Below are 16300 nucleotides of genomic sequence, written 5' to 3' on the forward strand. Positions count from 1 at the left end.
GCGTTCCACGGCGACATATGGCTTTCGCCCTGGCCCGCGCCGCTGCGTCGCTGCGGCTCAGCCGCGAGCGGCGCCGCTCCCCGCCCGCAGCGGAGCGCGGCGCGCCCGGAGCGCCGCAAGACCGCGATTTCGAGCCGTCTCTGGCCTCTCCGACGGCCGAAGCGCGCAGGCGTTCAGCCCGCCCGCGCGCGGTCATCGCGGTCTTCGCGCCGTTCCGACGTCCGGCGCCGATGCCGCGGACAGGACCTTTCGCGCGAGCTTGGAAACGCCGATATCCAGCGCGCCCGGATCGAGCCACGCCGCCTTCTCGTAGGGGGAGGCAAGCTTTGCCCGGATGCGCCAGGGGGCCGCCACCTCGGCGCGCGCCACCGTCACGTCGAGGCGCCGGTGCGTGAGGATGTGGCGCACGCGGCCGACCTCGCGGAGCGGCGCGTCACGCGCGACGCCCACCAGCTCCAGGAGCGCGCGGGCGTCCGCGAGCGAGCGCGCCTCGACCATGGGCGGCTCCCAGAGCCCGCCGAAGAGACCTCCCTCGGCGCGCCGGACGAAGAGCACGCGATCGCCCGACCGCACCACGGCGGCGACCATCGCGACCGCCGGGACGTCGCGTTTCGGGGCGATCACCGGCAGATCCGCCTGCCGCCCCGTGGCGCGCGCGACGCACGCGCCGTCGACGGGGCAGGCATCGCAGCGGGGATTCCGGGGCGTGCACACGGTGGCGCCGAGCTCCATCAAGGCCTGGTTGAAGCGTCCGGGATGGACGCTGCTCGGCACGCCCCGCACGAGGCGTTCGGCCGTCGACCAGAGCTTGCGCGTGCCCGAGGCGCTGCGGATGTCGTCGTCGATGCCCTCGATGCGGGAGAGCACCCGGGCGACGTTGCCGTCGACGAGCGGCACCGGTTGATCGTACGCGATGCTCGCGATCGCGCCCGCGGTGTACGCGCCGACGCCGGGCAGGGCGAGCAGCGCGGAGACGTCGCGAGGGAGCGCGCCGTCGTGGCGGGCGGTGACCTCGCGCGCGGCGAGGTGGAGCACGCGGGCGCGGCGGTAGTAACCGAGGCCGCTCCAGAGCGAGAGCACGTCGTCGATCTCGGCGGAAGCCAGGGCGAAGACCGTCGGGTAGCGGGCGAGGAAGCGCTCGTAGTACGGGATCACCGTCTCGACGCGGGTCTGCTGGAGCATCACCTCGCTCAGCCAGATCGCGTAGGGGTCGCGCGTCCTCCGCCACGGCAGATCGCGCGCGACGCGGCCGAACCAGGCATCGAGGGCGGCAGCGATCTCCCGGTCGCGCTCGCCTGGGTCCAGCGCTTCCGGCGGAGGGGCGCCCGCGCCCTGCTCGCGGGACGAGGCGCGGCGACGCGGAGAGCGCTGCCGCTCCTGATCATCCTCGCGTGCGCTCGCACGGCTGCGCGCGGGTTCTTGCTGGTCTGCGCCCGCGCGCTTGCGCGCGGGCGGCCGCGACGTCGTGCTCACGCGCGAAAGGCCCCGCCTCTGCGCTGTCGACGCGGATCGCCGAGGCCGCACGGATCGCTGAGGTTGCGCGGCTGCCGCTCGCGGTGCTCAGAAAACGCTTCCATCGCGCGGGACTCTAGCGCAAGAGCCGACCGCGGTGTCGTCCCGGCGCCCCTGCCCACCCCAGCTGCTCCCTCGGGCAGCGCGCCTCTGCGCCGCGCTGTTCCTCGGGCTCGTCGCGCCCGGGTGCCGCGACGAGCCGCGCCCCTGGGAGGGCAAGCCAGGCCCCGCGGTCGTGCTCTCGGCAGCGCCGCCTCACCCTGCCGCCACGATCGGGACCGGCGAGCTCGCGGACGCCGACGCAGGACAGGGCGACGGCGACGCCGGCGCGCGCACGGATCTCGATCTGCCGGTCCTCCCGGTGCGCGTCGGCGGTCCCTGGGTACGCTGCTATGGGAACTTCAGGATCAGCGGCGATCCGCTGAAGGACGTGACGCGCCTGTCGCTGCTCTGCGGCCCGGAGAACGGCATGCGCCGGATCTCGCCGAAGCCGATCGAAGGTCAGGTGGCCGAAGGCGGCGCGATCGTCACGGAGAAGCTGCAGGCGGTCCGGGGCGCGTGTTACCGGGTATTCGCCGTCGGCGGACCGGGGGTCCTCAACCTGGACGTCGCCGTGCGGAGCAGCCGCGGGGCGATGATCGCGAGCGATGGCACCGAGGACGCATGGCCGATCGTCCAGCCGGATCGGCCCTTCTGCCCGCTCGAGGACGACGACGCCACCGTGGAGATCAGCGCCCGCCGCGGCAGTGGCCGGTTCGCAGCGGAGGTCTGGATGCTGAAATCCTACAAACGAGCGCGCCAAGGCGACGCCGGCACCGAAACGGGAGAGGACGAGACGTACGAAATGAACAACGAGACGGACACCTACGAGGAGCTCTGAGCTGGCGCCCTCTCGACCATCGCCCGAGCCACAGACATCGCGGCGTCACGATTTCCGTCCGGGTCACTGCAGTGTCCGCTGCCGACAGCTGCAAGGCAGAGCTCTGCTGGCTGCCGGACGCGCGCGAAAGGCTCCCCATCGTCATCAAAATCCGGCAGATCCATGGACCATGGCGCGACGCCGGCACCCTGCACGCACCCCTGCATTGACGTGGCCGCCCCGTCCCGCTAGGGGAGCCCGAGCCATGGCCGACGACACCGAGCCGCTCCGCGAGGACGAAGGGGACAAGGTGGAAGGCGAAGGCGAGAAGAAACGCCTCTTCGAGCGCGCTATCCCCGAGATCTTCAAGCGCGTGGTCGAGCGCGCCGTCGAGAGCGGCATCGACAAGCTCAGCGAGGGGCCCGAGAACCTCCGGCACTTCGTGGGCGACCTCAAGCTTCCCAAAGAGGTCCTCCACTACCTCTATACCCAGATCGACGAGACCAAGAACGGTCTCTACCGGGTCGTCGCGAAGGAGATCCGGGACGTGCTCGAGCACACCCAGTTCGCGGACGAGATCACGAAGGTGCTGACGAAGCTCTCCTTCGAGATCAAGACCGAGATCCGCTTCATTCCCAACGAAGCGGCGAAGCGAGACGACAGCCAGGACGAGCCGAGGACCGGGTTGCCGAAGCCGGAGGTCACCGCTCAGGTGAACGTCAAAGACCGAAGCAAAGAGACCGGGCGAGACCGGCGCCGTGAGGAGAAGTGACGACGAAAAAGCTTAGGACAGGCGGCGAAGTCGACGCCTGGTGCACCAAGTGCCGCCTCGATCTTACCCATCGGATCATCGCGATGGTCGGCGACGTGGTGAAGAAGGTCGAGTGCAAGACCTGCATGTCGCACCACCTCTACCGCCAGCCGAAGAGCGAACGGGAGAACCGCGCGGCGGCCCGCGCCTCCGCTCGCAGCAGCAGCGAGCCGCGGGCGGCGTCGAGCTCGCCGCGCGGCGGCGTGGAGCGCCTCACGGCCGCCCAGCGCGCCGAGCGCGATCAGACGCTCGCGTGGGAGCGCGCCATCGCGGGGCAGCCGTCCGGCGCGTTCAAGCCGTACCGCGTGACGCTGACCTTCGGCGAGGGCGAGCTGATCCACCACAGCAAGTTCGGCGACGGCGTGGTCGCGAAGGTCATCGATCGGGGCAAGATCGAGATCCTGTTCAAGGATGGCCCCCGGACGATGGCGCACGGGCAGCCGTAACGAGCGCCGCGGCGCTCGCTCGAAGCCCGAAACTTGGGGCTGCCCGCGCGATCGGGTAGCCTCGGCATCGCCTTGGACAACCCTTCGCCCCCTCCTGCGAGCGGGTCCCTGCGCAGGCGGCGATCCCGCGCTCGCTTGCCCGAGCGCGCGCTGCGTTGCGCGGCGATCTGCGCGATCGCCGTCGAGGCGCTCTGGTACGGCATCCACGAGGTCCGCGGCTTCGGCCCGGCCCTCGCCGACGGCGTGCGCGCCGTGGTCGGTCCTGCGCCTGTCGCGTGGGCCGAGGACGTCGCTTACGGCGTCGCCGATCGGCTGAACCGTGCCATCTACCGCCACGCGGCGCCGAAGACCTTCTGGGAGCCCCCGCCCGCCGCCGTCGCCGCGGAGGCGGTGAAGAGCGCCGAGGGCCCGGAGGCGGAGCCGGTCACGTCGCCCGCCTCGTTCCAGCCGCCCTTCCCCGAGGTCGCGGCCACCGGTGATGGCGTCTGGACGCCGATCGCCGACAGCGCCGCCCGGCCCGGCGACGCTCAGGTGCTCTGGAAGAGCGTCGTGCACCCGGACCCGAAGCGCGTGTTCGCGGCCATCGCGGTGGTGGCGATCGATCTCGGGCGCGTCGACCTCCGGCTCGTCGCGGGCACCAAGGAGCCGTTCTCGCCGGACATCCCGGCAGAGCGGCGCCCTGGGCTCGTGCCAGCAGGCGACGCCGCGGAGCTCGTCGCCGCCTTCAACGGGGGCTTCAAGGCGATGCACGGCCACTACGGGATGATGCTCGACGGCGACACGTTCCTGCCGCCGCGCGACAGGGCGTGCACGATCGCGCTCTACCGCAGCGGCGCGGTGCGGATCCGGACCTGGCCCGAGCTGCGCGACGGCGAGGCCCGCATGGCCGCGTACCGGCAGACGCCGCCTTGCCTGGTCGAGCAGGGCGAGCTCCACCACGCGCTGTACGACTCGAACCGGGACTGGGGTGCGACGGTGAGCGGCGAGACGGTGATCCGGCGCTCGGCGCTCGGCGTCGACGCGACGGGCAAGCTGCTCTTCTACGGGCTCGGCGAGGCCGTCACGGCCCGCAGCCTCGCCCGGGGGATGAAGGCCGCGGGCGCGCACGACGTGGCGGAGCTCGACGTCAACCACGCCTACCCGCGCTTCCTCCTGTACGCCCGCGGCGCGGACGGCGCGGGGCCGCGCGCCAGCTCGGCGCTGATCCCGGACGTGCAGTTCAAGCCCGAGGAGTACGTCGCGGAGCCGGCGCAGCGCGACTTCTTCTACCTGCGACGCCGTCGACCGCCGGCGCCGCTCGGGATCGCCGATCCGGCGCCCGAGAGCGACGTCCTCGATCGCGGCGGGCGGTGACCACCGGCCCTCGCCGCGACTAGCGGCGATCGAGCAGGTCGCGCAGGCGCTGCGCGAGCGTCTCGGGGGTGAACGGCTTCTGCAGCAGCGCGAGCTCGCGATCGGGCTCGGCGCCCGCGAGGACGTCCTCGGCGTAGCCGGAGATGTACAGCACGCGGGCGCGCGGGTGGATCGCGACGGCGCGCTCGGCGAGCTCGCGGCCGTTCATGCCCGGCATCACGAGATCGGTGAGCAGGAGGTCCACGGCGTCTTCTCCCTCCCGCGCGAGCACCGCCAGCGCTTCCTCACCGCTCGCGGCCGAGAGCACGCCGTAGCCTCGCCGCTCGAGCACATCGACGATGAGCTTGCGGACGGCGTCGTCGTCCTCGACGACGAGCACCGTCTCGTCGCCGCCCGCCGGCGACGGCCGCGCGCGGGCGGGCGCCACCTCGGCGCGCTCCTCGACGCGCGGGAAGTAGACGCGGAACGTCGTGCCGCGCCCGGGCTCGCTCTCGACCTCGATGAGCCCGCCGCTCTGGCTCACGATCCCGTACACCGTGGCGAGGCCCAGCCCCGTGCCCTTGCCTCGCGCCTTCGTCGTGAAGAACGGCTCGAACAGGTGCGAGAGCGTGTCGTGATCCATCCCGTTGCCGCTGTCGGTCACCGAGAGCACGACGTAGGGAGGGCCCCCGGCGGCGGGCGTGTCGTCGTCGTCCCGCTCCGCCGGCGCGAAGGACCTCGCCGCTGGGCTCTCGCCTGGCTCGCCCAGGGAGGTCTCGACGACGAGCTTGCCGCCCCTCGGCATCGCGTCGCGCGCGTTCACGACGAGGTTCAGGATGACCTGCTCCAGCTGGCTCTTGTCGACCTTGATCGAGCCGAGATCCCGGTCGACGTTCGTCTGCAGATCGATGTCCTCGCCGATGAGGCGCTGCAGCATCGTCTGCATGTCGAGCACCACCGCGTTGATGTCGAGCGCCTCGCGCTGCAGCGCCTTGCGGCGGCTCATCGCGAGGAGCTGCCGCGTGAGCGCCGCGGCGCGCTCCCCGGCCTTCGTGACCTGGAGGGCGTCGCGCCGCAGCGCGCTGTCGGGCCCGAGGCGGCGGATGAGGAGCTCGCCGTAGCCGAGCATCACCATGAGCATGTTGTTGAAGTCGTGCGCGATGCCGCCGGCGAGCCGCCCGAGCGCCTCCATCTTCTGCGACTCGCGCGAGCGCTCCTCGCGCTGCCGGAGCGCCTCCTCGGTGCGCCGCCGCTCGGTGATGTCGCGGACGAGGACGAGGACGTGCCCCTCGAGGAACGGCATCACCCGCGCCTCGACGTGCCGCTCTCCGCCGGCGCTCGCGACGGCGTGCTCGAGCGCGACCACGGCGCCCGCCTCGTGGGCCTCCTGGCTCGCGCGCTCGAGCCGCTCCCCGAGATCCAGCGGGAGCACCTCGGTCATGCGCTTGCCCGACAGCGCCTCCGCCGCGACGTGGAGCTCGGAGAGCCGCGGCTGGTTGAAGTCGACGATCTGCAGCTCGGCGTCGAGGCGGAAGCAGAGATCGGGGATCGCGTGAAATAGCGCGCGGAGCTCGCCCGCGGCGCGCGCGCCCTCCCGCTCGGCGCGCCACCGCTCGATGCTCTGCCCGATCTGGCTGCCCACGGACGCAAGGACGCGGAGCAGCTGCTCGTCGCCGCGGTGCGGGGCGCGGCTCCTCAGCTCGATCACCCCGGCGACGCGGGGGCCGCACGGGATCGGGACGGCGCACGCCGCGCGCTCCCAGTGCGGCGCGCCCGCGGCATGCTCGTCGACGTCGACGACGCCCGCGCTGGCGCGGAACACCGGCGAGCCGCGCCGGAATGCCTCGCCGACCAGCTCGGACTCGGCGGCGAGGGTCGGCCCCTGGCGGAGCACCTCCGCGAGCGCCTCGCGATCGACGTGCGCCGCCGACCGGGCCTCGACGCAGCGGAGCGCGCCCGCCCTCGCCGCGGATCGCGGCGCGTCGCCCGCGGCGCTCGGCTCCGGCTCCGCGAGCCAGAGCGCGGCGACGTCCCAGCCGAGGTGGTCGATCAGCGCGGCGAGCACGCGCGGAGCAGCCTCCGCGAGCGAGGCCGCCCCGCACAGCGCGCTCGTCGTCGCGAGGTGCGCGGCCAGCCGGGCCTCGGCCTGCCGGCCCTCGGTCGGATGGACCTCGCCGAGGCCGCCTGGCGCTGCGCCGACGTAGGCCTGTCCCTCGGGATCGAGATCGTCGTGTGGCACGTGAAGCCGCGGAGCCCCCATGCGCTCAGCCGCCGGTCTTCTCAGCGGCGCCGCTCTCGAGGTGCACCGTCCAGCATACGGCGCCGGAGGCCGGCTCACCGCCGGGCGGCCCCACGCTGACCTCCGCGCGGGCCGGCCCGACGGCACGGACGTAGAGCCGCTGTCCGACGGCGCCGCGCCCGAGCGCGCAGATCGCGCGGCGCACGCGCGGATCGTCCGCCGCGACCTCTCCCTCGTCGTCGGCGGCCATGAACAGGAGCTCGACCTCGGGCTTCAAGCAAGCGCCGACCTCTCGCCAGACGTCGTAGTCGACGGACGGATCCAGGACGTCGGCGAGCTGCCCGTGGCGGGCGCGCCCGACGCGGTAACGGAACGCGTCGCGCTTCTCCGCGCGGAGCGTGGCCCCGATCCGATCGAACCGGAGCGACAGCGCGCCGAGCGCGGCGGCCATCTTCACGGTGGGCGCGCCCAGGTTGGCCTTGTCCGGCTCCTTGAACCGGTGCACCTGCACGCCCGCCGGCAGCACGCCGGCGAGCAGCTCCGCGAAGCGCTGGTTCATCCCGAGGCGCCCGCCGAGCAGGATCCGGAGCCCCTGGTAAGGATCCGGCTCCCTCCCGATCTTGGCCACCGCGCCCTCGAGGTGCCGGCGGACCACCTCGACCCCGTCCCGGAACCACGCGTCGATCGCGCTGCTCAGCGCTCCGCGATCGATCGAGAGCGGCACGACGACCGGAACCCCGTCCAGCCCGACCAGCGAGAGCCGCTCCGCGACCGGCGCGCTCGGCCCCCCCTCGAGGAGAGGCCGCAGCAGCTCCTTGAGGGCCCACGCGTTGGCGCGCCCATCGGGGGACGAAACGAGCAGATCTTCCGCGCCGTCGATCGGATCCTCCTCGGGCGGTCGCTCGAAGGGGATCCGGTGATCGAGCATCGCGGCCTGGCTGGACGAGTACACCCTGTAGGCGATCCGGTGGAGGAGCCGCTCGCCCCCGAGCCAGGGGATCGCCGTGGGCTCGAGGTACTCGACCATCCGCTCCAGCCCCTGCGCGGCCTCGTGCGCCTTCGCGCTCCGCAGGATGCCGAAGGCGAGCCCCGCCTCGCTGGCCCCTGCGTCGACGACGCAGAACGGGACGCCGCCGTCCCGCGGCTGGATCCCGAACATCCGGAACGCCTGGACCGCATAGGCGATCGCGGACGGCCCCCCGTCGACGACCTGCAGGCCGTCGAGGTCGTGGTACTCGCAGAGGCCCGCGGGCAGGCTCCGGAACAGGCCGCGGCGGAAGGCGATGAGCACGCTCTCGCGGCGCTCGGGCGACCAGCCCGTCGGCATCGTGATCGCGTAGCGCGTGGAGAGCCCCCGCGAGCGCTGGTTCAGGTGCAGGCCGACGTAGTACGCGTAGAGCTCGAGCGGATCGAACGGGTCGTGCGCGCCGATCCCTTCCTCGTCGATGAGGGGCGGCGCCGGCTTCTTCAGCGCCTCCGCCGTGTCGGGGTCGCTCCTGCCCCGGAAGCGGAACGGCTCGCCGCGCTCGGTCCGCTCGCGCAGGAGCGGGAGGGCCGGCAGGGAGGCCGCGGCGCGCTCGTGGACGTCGGCGCCCGGCCGGAGGCGCATGTCGCGCGCTGCGTGCCCGACGAGCACGTCGCCCCAGCGCGTCATGGGCAGGATCACCCGATCGCGCCAGGCCTTCGTCGTCCGGGCCAGCGCCTCGAACGCGACCTCGCTCGGGTTCTCGTTGTCGGCAGAGACCCGGACCGGCGCGTCGGCGCCGATCCGGACGAACTCGGCGCCGCCGCGCTCGCCCCGGACGGCGACGGCCGTCGACGCCGCGCCGACGTCCACGGCGACCCAGTCGGCGCGCACGTCGAGCCGGGGATCGCGCCGCTTCACCTCGGGCGGGATCGGGTCCTTGTCGGTCTTGCCGGTGCGGCGGTGCAGCCCGACCACGCGGCCCTGTCGGACGATGGCGATGGACGTCGCGCCGAGGAAGCGCGCGCCGGTCCAGAAGCCCTGCGCGGGATCGACCAGCGTCGCCCCCTTCACCGGATCGAGGTTCGCGACGACCTTGGGGAAGAAGTCCGCGATGTGCTCCGGCGAGGCCACCCCGTCGTAGCGCTCGACCTTGATCGGCGGCGAGTAGTAGTTCTGGAGCCCTTCACCGTAGATGCGCGGACTGACCTGGATCAGCTTCAGGTAGGGGATCGGGCAAGTCTGCTCGTCCAGGCGGAACTCCTGGTAGAGCGCGGCCGGGGCGATCGTGTTCTCCATCTCGGGCGCGATGCGAGGCACGCTCGCGCTCATCTCGGTGCCGAAGTACATGAACTTCGTGCCGGCGCCCCCGGTGAAGGCGGCAATCCTGACCTCGTTGAACGTCGCCTGCCCGACGATGAGCGGCGGTAACGCGATCACGTAGTCGAGCACCAGCGTCGTGAGCCAAGGTTGGTCGAAGAGGCGCGATTCCCAGCGCATGACGAGCGTCGGGAACGCGCGGCCCTCGAGGGAGACGATCTTCTCCGCCTCGCGAACCAGCGCACCATCGACGGACAGCTCGTAAACCGGCATACGTGGGCGACGTTATCACGAAGATCCCCTGCGCCGGCCCGGGGATCGCGGGAGCGGGGCGTCGGTTGTCAGGCGCTCAGGCGCTCAGGCGCCCACGCCATCGATCCTCCTGTGGGTGTCCACGCCGCACGGCGGTGGGCGAAGGCGACGCCCGTCGTCGCTCTGCGAGGGCGTAGGCCGGGCTCGGGCGACCGTGCTAGCCTGGCGGCGTGATTTGCTTCTCCGGACCGGGAACGCTGTCATGAATCCGTTGGTCGGCGAGATCATCGACGGCAAGTACCGGATCGTCCGGCTGCTCGGCCAGGGGGGCATGGGCGCGGTCTTCGAAGGCGAGAACGTGCGCATCCGGCGCCGCGTCGCCATCAAGCTGCTGCACGCGAACATCTCGAGCCAGGCCGAGTCCGTCGCGCGTTTCGAGCGCGAGGCCCAGGCCGCCGCCCGCATCGGCTCCGATCACATCTGCGAGGTGCTCGACCTCGGCGTGCTGCCGGACGGCACGCGGTACATGGTCATGGAGTACCTCGAGGGAGAGACCCTCGGGGCCAAGATCGAGCGGATGGGGCGGCTCGGGCCCGAGATCACCGTGCCGATCATGGTGCAGGTGCTCGAGGCGCTCGGCGCCGCGCACGCCGCGGGGATCATCCACCGCGATCTCAAGCCCGACAACATCTTCGTCATCCCGTCGAAGGCCGGCCTCAGCAACTTCGTGAAGGTGCTCGATTTCGGCGTCTCGAAGTTCTCGCAGCTCGCCGGCTCGGAGATGAGCATGACGCGCACGGGCGCGGTGGTCGGGACGCCGTACTACATGTCGCCCGAGCAGGCCCGCGGCTCCAGCCCCGTGGATCAGCGGACCGACATCTACGCCATGGGCGTTCTGCTCTTTCAGGCGACGACCGGTCAGGTGCCGTTCGATGCGGCGACCTTCAACGAGCTGCTCTTCAAGATCGTGCTCGAGCCGGCTCCCCTGCCCCAGCAGCTCGTGCCCGACCTCGACGCCGAGTTCTCCGGGATCATCCAGAAGGCGATGGCGCGCGAGCCGGGGGGCCGCTTCCAGAGCTGCGCGGAGTTCAAGAACACGCTCCTCGCCTGGGCCGCAGCGCGGCCCAGCCTGGCCTTGCTGACCACGGGACGGACGTCCTTCCCCCGGCTGTCGCTGCCGTCCCAGCCCGATACGACCACACCTCCGCCCACCCGCACCGAGCCGCCATGGGGTGGCCAACATGGGGCGGCGGTGCCCGGCATGGGCCAGACGCCGCAGCTGACCGCGAACTCGTGGGGCGCCTCGTCAGGGGTCACGGGCCGCTCGACGCGCCCGGCTTCCAGGATGCCGCTCCTCGCCGCGATCGCCGGGGCGGCCAGCTTGTTCGGCGCGGGCGTCGCCGTCTGGCTCGCCTTCGGACACAGCGGGACGACGGGCGCGGCCAGCGCGGGTCCGAGCGCTGTCGGCGCGACCGCCATCCCGGCGCCCTCGCCCCCTCCTCCCGCACCACCGACCGCCCCACCGACCGAGCCGATCGTCACCGCGAGCGCCACGGTCGCAGAGCCTGCTCCGTCCGTCACCGCCGAGCCCGTCGCAGCGCCGACGGCCTCCTCGGCCCAGGTGAAGCCGCTCCCGCCGCGCCCACAGCCTCCCCAGACGAAGCCGTTGCCGGTCACGAGGCCGCCGCACACGGCCCCGTCGACGAAGCCGAGCACGTCACCCCAGAAGCCGCAAAAGCCGGGGGTACCGGGCGACTTCGGCTACTGACGCCCGCGCCGCGCAGAGCGCTGGGATCAGAACGCGCCGCGCAGCCCGAGCCCGGTCGGCGTTACGTAGGGGGCGATCCAGGCGGCGCTCGAGGGCTCTGGCTTGGACGTCAGCTCCAGCACGAGCAGCGTCACGCCGCCGGCGAGCAGCACGCCACCCCCGATGAGGCCGGCCGCGCCGATCGTCTGCTGTGACGCAGCATCGGAGTCGAGCGACTTGATCTTGGCCTGGATCAACGGGCCGCACTCCGCGCCGACACCGCTCTGCGATTCGCACCCGCGCGAGGCGCTGAGATCGTTCGCTTCCTTCTGGGTACCGCTGCTCTTGGCCAGGAACACCGAGCCCATCACGACGCCGCCGAGCCCGAGCGCCGTGGCCGCGATGCCCCCGCCCAGCATCGCCGCGTTCGTCTTTCGCTCCGGGGTGCCGTGCGGGGCGACAGGGGGCACCTCGGTCTGCCCACCGCCCCAGGTGCCCTGCGCCTCGACCGAGCCTCCCGGCGGGGGGACCACGGCCGGGCCTTCCGGGACCGGGATCTTCAGCTCCTTCCGCTCGCCGTCGCCGATGGTGACCCCCTGCTCGATCGGCGCGAGGCCCGGCGGAACCACGGTGACCACGTGATTCCCCGGATCGATCGGGCGATGCACGCCGAGCAGTGCGTCCGCGACCGGCTGGCCGTCCAGCTTCACGCCGATCTTCCGGCCGGCGGCGCCCTCCAGCGCGATGCGCAGCGACGCGATCTTGGGCTCGATCGCGGCGAGCTCCTCCCTCGCGTCCTGCTGCGCCCTCTTGAACGGAGACGGCGCGGTGGGCGGGAGCTCCTCGCGGACGATCCTCAGGTAGGTCTCCTTCGCAGCGACGAGCCGGCCGAGGCGCACCTGTGCGCGCGCGATCAGCAGGAGGTGCGTCGGAGCGTGCACGAGCGCCTCGGCCCGACCCAACAGATCGATCGCCTCCTCGAAGCGGCCGGACGTGAACGCTTCGGCGCCCTGCGTGGCCAGCGACCGCGCCGCTGCTCTGTCCTGGTCCGACTGCGCAAGTGCCTCGCCCGTCGGGAGCAGCAGGAACAGCGCCGCAGCGAACGGAACGCATCGTCTCAAGAGCACTCAGGCCTCCTCGCGCGCCACGCTATCACACGCCGTCGACAACGGAACAAATCAGCCCTCGCGGCGCCCTTGCACGGGCGTAGGCGGCGCTTTCCCTCGCGAAACGCGCGCGGCGAGCTGGCCGCTCGGCCCAGCGCCGCGAGCGCCGGCGCAGGGCGCCCGCGGCGCGGCCGCGCCCGACGCTCCGCCTCGCGGCCCCTGTGAACCGTCCGCACAGCGCGATGGCACCCATTCTGCTGCGTGGAACGCGCCATGGATTGCCTCCGCTCCTCCGCGCCCCTCGACGCGGGACTCCCGTCCTCGGAGCGATTCCTCAGGGGACGCCTTCTCGGGGGGCGGTACCTCGTCGAGCACATGATCGGCGCCGGCGCGATGGGGCGCGTCTACCGCGCGAGGCACCTCGGGCTCGGGCGCGCGTGCGCGGTGAAGGTCATCCACGAGCGCGTCGCCGCGCCGCGCGTGGGCGGCAGAGCGAGCCACCGCGTCTGCACGACGCGCGTCGCCGCGTCGCCGCGCGGCGAGGGAGCCGGCCATCGAGGCTCGAGCGGCGTGAGCGAGAGGTCGCGCTCCGAAGAGAGGTCGCGCTCCGGCGGCGTCCGCGCCGGAGACGCCGTGCTGAGGTTCCATGTCGAAGCGCTCGCGGCGAGCCGGCTCGATCACCCGAACATCGTGCGCGTCCTCGACTTCGGCTGCGAGCCGGTGAGCCTGCACGGCGCGCTCGGGGCGAACGCCGGCGGACACGAGGCGGAGCCGCCCAGCCTCTGGTACCTGGTCACCGAGCACCTCGACGGCGAGGACCTCATCGACCTCCTGAACGCCACGCCGATCCTGCCACCGGAGCGCATCGTCTCGATCATGCGTCAGCTGTGCTCCGCGCTGCAGCACGCGCACGACGCGGGGGTCATCCACCGCGACGTCAAGCCCGAGAACATCCGCCTGGTGCCCCGCGTCGACGACGACGGGGCGCCGTTCGAGCAGGTGAAGCTCCTCGACTTCGGGACGGCGAAGCTGCTCCACGACGACCGATCCGGCGCGTTCGGCGGCTCGCCCCTGCTCCCCGTGCCCGACGAGGACAACGGCAGGCTCGTCATCGGAACCCCGGCCTACATGAGCCCGGAGCAGGCCGCAGGGCAGGCTGTCGATGCGCGGAGCGACGTCTACGCGTGCGGCGTGCTGCTCTTCGAGATGGCCACGGGGCGGCTCCCCTTCGAGCGCCCGACGCCCGTCGCGCTCGCCGCCGCGCACGTCGAGTCCCCGCCGCCCCGACCGAGCGCGCTCCATCCGGCGTTCGATCCGGATCTGGAGGCGCTGATCCTCCAGTGCCTGCGCAAAAATCCAGAGGACCGCCCGCAGAGCGCGCGCGCGCTGCGCGAGGCGCTCGGGCACATCGCGCTTCGCCGGGCGCGCTCCGCCGCCGACGAGCACGCCGCGGTCAGCGGCTCTCCGCGCCCCTCGGAGGGAGGGCGCCCAGCGACGGCGTCCTCGTCGCGCTGGAGGTCCTCCGCGGAGGACGCCGCCACGGCGCGCTCGGCGGGAGCCTCGACGTGGGTGGGCTATCGCTCGCCGTCTCTGCCGGAGAGCGCGCACCTCGATCGCCCCGGCTCTCCGCCGACCACGCAGCGAGACGAGTCGTCCGCTCCAACGTGGGTCGGCCACCGCTCCACGCCTTGTCTCCCGGCTGCGCTCGTCGAGACGGCCTCGCCCCCCGCGCCGGCCGGCGCGCCGCCGGTGGACGCGGCACCCCCGCCCGCCGAGGCGCCGCCTCCCGCGCACGCTCCGGCCAGCGCCCAGCGCGCACCGGCGCTCGACGCGACGATCGAGCCGCTCTCCTTGCTTCGAGCGCACCGCTCCTGCGGATCGCGGAGCCTGGTCGCGCTCCGCCGACGCCGGCGCGGGCGTCTCGCGCCGGTCGTGATCGGCACCGTCGCTGCCACGGTGCTCGGCGGATCGCTGTGCCTGCTCTTCAACGCTGCAGGCGCGGCGCTCGCCACGCTCACCTCGCCATCGTCATCGCCGGAGCGCGAGGGCGAGGGCGAGGGCGAGGCGCCCCCGACCGCCGAGGGACGCGCATGGCCGGCGCGCGCGCCAGAGCCGGACCACACCTGCCCTGCGGGACCGCCGCGGTGAACGCCCCAGCCGGGCCGCACGCCGGGTACGCCCCGGGGCACGGCGGGCCGACGGGCGCGGGAGACGCGCCCGCGCCCGCTCACGCGACGCCCGGATCGGGCTCGGAGCGCTCGAGGAACGATACGAAGCAGACCGACGGCGAGGGCCGAGGCGCGCGCGGTGCGAACGAAGCGCTCACCCCGCGCCAGGAGCGCGCCGAGCGCGCCGCGATGCTCGATCCCGCCCGCGCCGCTGCGCGCCGATGTACAGCCGATGCCCAGCGCAGCGCGCCTGATGGCGACGCAGTTCACGCTGGCCACCGGGTCTCCGCTTCATGGCGGTGCGAACGGAGCTCACCGCGCGCGGCACGTCGTCTGCAGACGCTGGCGCAGATGCTGGCGCCGGGCGAAACGCTGGACGCTGGCCTCCGCGTCGACGCGGGAGGACGGCCCTCGGCGTCACGCGGTGTCGAGAGGAGCGAACCATGTCCGTGCTGTTGTGGATCCTGTTTGGCCTCATCGTCGGCGTCATCGCCAAGCTGCTGACCCCTGGCCGCGACCCGGGTGGCTTCGTGGTCACAGCGCTGCTGGGCGTGGCCGGCTCCTTGCTCGGCGGCTTCATCGGCCGGGCGATAGGGCTCTATCCGTCGTATCAGTCGAGCGGCGGCTTCTTCACGTCGATCTTGGGCGCCATCGTCATCCTCGCCATCTACAACGCGACGATCGGCCGGCGAACGATGAGGCCCTGATCGCTCCCACCATCGAAGGGCTCGCCCCGCCGCGAGGCAGAGAGCTGCCCGAGCAGCGCGGCGGCGGGCACCACGCGGGCCGGCGCGGCGCGCCGATCCAGGCGGAAATCGAGCGCGACGTCCGGCGGCAGCCGCCGGATGGCGCCCGCGCCGTAGCAGCGGTGATAGACGAGATCGCCCGGCCCAGCGCCCCGCCCGCCGAGCTGGTGGCTCCACCACCGCGAGTAGACGGTAGGGCGTTCGGGATCGACCGAGAGCAGATCCGAGCGCTCGAGCCGCACATCGCCGTGATCGCCGCCGTCCGCTGCGCCGCGGTCCGCGGTGAGCCGCCCCCCGTCGCCGACGCTGTAGACGATCCTGAACCCCTCGACATCGCCCTTGCCGTAGACGGCGCGCTGGACTCCCGGAGCGAAGAGCAGAGCGTGCGTGTAGACGAGGTCCACGGCGAGCGCGGGCAGCACGGTCCAGGTCAGCCAGTTGTTGCCCCACGGCCGTTCCTCCGAGAAGAACGCGTAATAGCCGACGGAGACCTCGCCGCGCTCTCCGACCGAGCTGCGGTAGTACAGGACGTCGCCGAGCTCGCCCGCGCTCGCGACCGTCGAGCCGACACAGACGGGCTGCCGCTCGATGGCCGCGCCGAGCTCCGTCGGCTCCGCCGGATCACCGGCGACCGTGCGCGGCAGCGCGCTCCCACCCGTGGAGCTCGCGAGGAGGAGGACGGCCAGCGCAGCGATCGGGAGAGAACGGCTCAGGAGATTCCGGACGGGCATCAGGGCGGACAAGGCTAGCGAGCCCGTCGCTACCCGCGCCAACGCCAACGGCCGTTCTCGTTCGACG

The 16300-nt window shown here is 72.9% G+C and carries 12 protein-coding genes; 7 read left to right on the forward strand and 5 right to left on the reverse strand.

Going from position 1 to position 16300, the window contains the following annotated elements; all coding sequences use genetic code 11:
• Positions 1-192: 192 nt before the first annotated feature.
• Complete coding sequence (gene mutY / locus WMF14_RS22160; protein WP_437803470.1) at positions 193-1473, reverse strand: A/G-specific adenine glycosylase; 1281 nt, start codon at positions 1471-1473, stop codon at positions 193-195.
• A gap of 136 nt (positions 1474-1609) precedes the next feature.
• On the opposite strand from mutY, the gene WMF14_RS22165 reads away from it, so the two are divergent.
• The 4 genes from WMF14_RS22165 to WMF14_RS22180 all read left to right on the forward strand — a co-directional run bounded on the left by WMF14_RS22165 (position 1610) and on the right by WMF14_RS22180 (position 4981).
• On the forward strand, positions 1610-2392 hold the full coding sequence (locus tag WMF14_RS22165; RefSeq protein WP_437803471.1) for a hypothetical protein: 783 nt from the start codon (positions 1610-1612) through the stop codon (positions 2390-2392).
• 244 nt (positions 2393-2636) lie between these two features.
• Positions 2637-3143 carry a hypothetical protein gene (locus WMF14_RS22170; protein WP_012236567.1) on the forward strand — a complete coding sequence of 169 codons (507 nt, stop codon included), beginning with the start codon at positions 2637-2639 and terminating at the stop codon, positions 3141-3143.
• Positions 3140-3628 (forward strand): hypothetical protein, encoded by a 489-nt coding sequence (locus WMF14_RS22175; protein ID WP_272099823.1) that lies wholly within the window; start codon positions 3140-3142, stop codon positions 3626-3628. The genes WMF14_RS22170 and WMF14_RS22175 overlap by 4 nt, the downstream gene beginning before the upstream one ends.
• Positions 3629-3763: 135 nt before the next feature.
• Positions 3764-4981, forward strand: coding sequence for a phosphodiester glycosidase family protein (locus tag WMF14_RS22180; RefSeq protein ID WP_437803472.1), 1218 nt, complete (start codon positions 3764-3766; stop codon positions 4979-4981).
• Between the two features lie 19 nt (positions 4982-5000).
• On the opposite strand, the gene WMF14_RS22185 is transcribed toward WMF14_RS22180, so the two are convergent.
• Positions 5001-7199, reverse strand: a complete 2199-nt coding sequence (locus WMF14_RS22185; RefSeq protein WP_437803473.1) for an ATP-binding protein — start codon at positions 7197-7199, stop codon at positions 5001-5003.
• A gap of 25 nt (positions 7200-7224) precedes the next feature.
• Complete coding sequence (locus WMF14_RS22190; protein ID WP_437803474.1) at positions 7225-9756, reverse strand: hypothetical protein; 2532 nt, start codon at positions 9754-9756, stop codon at positions 7225-7227.
• Between the two features lie 241 nt (positions 9757-9997).
• Between WMF14_RS22190 and WMF14_RS22195 the strand changes: the two genes are divergently transcribed.
• Positions 9998-11503: a serine/threonine-protein kinase gene (locus tag WMF14_RS22195; RefSeq protein ID WP_272099830.1), complete on the forward strand. Its 1506-nt coding sequence runs from the start codon at positions 9998-10000 to the stop codon at positions 11501-11503.
• A gap of 26 nt (positions 11504-11529) precedes the next feature.
• On the opposite strand, the gene WMF14_RS22200 is transcribed toward WMF14_RS22195, so the two are convergent.
• Positions 11530-12609: a hypothetical protein gene (locus tag WMF14_RS22200; protein WP_437803475.1), complete on the reverse strand. Its 1080-nt coding sequence runs from the start codon at positions 12607-12609 to the stop codon at positions 11530-11532.
• Between the two features lie 252 nt (positions 12610-12861).
• Between WMF14_RS22200 and WMF14_RS22205 the strand changes: the two genes are divergently transcribed.
• Together WMF14_RS22205 and WMF14_RS22210 are read left to right on the forward strand one after the other, a co-directional pair.
• Positions 12862-14736 (forward strand): serine/threonine-protein kinase, encoded by a 1875-nt coding sequence (locus WMF14_RS22205; RefSeq protein ID WP_437803477.1) that lies wholly within the window; start codon positions 12862-12864, stop codon positions 14734-14736.
• A 463-nt stretch (positions 14737-15199) separates the two neighbouring features.
• Positions 15200-15463, forward strand: a complete 264-nt coding sequence (locus WMF14_RS22210) for a GlsB/YeaQ/YmgE family stress response membrane protein (protein WP_272099836.1) — start codon at positions 15200-15202, stop codon at positions 15461-15463.
• On the opposite strand, the gene WMF14_RS22215 is transcribed toward WMF14_RS22210, so the two are convergent.
• Positions 15424-16233, reverse strand: coding sequence for a hypothetical protein (locus tag WMF14_RS22215; RefSeq protein WP_437803478.1), 810 nt, complete (start codon positions 16231-16233; stop codon positions 15424-15426). The two genes, WMF14_RS22210 and WMF14_RS22215, sit on opposite strands and share 40 nt — an antisense overlap.
• Positions 16234-16300: the final 67 nt, after the last annotated feature.

The sequence above is a fragment of the Sorangium sp. So ce693 genome (genome assembly GCF_051521375.1).
GTDB lineage: Bacteria > Myxococcota_A > Polyangia > Polyangiales > Polyangiaceae > Sorangium > Sorangium atrum.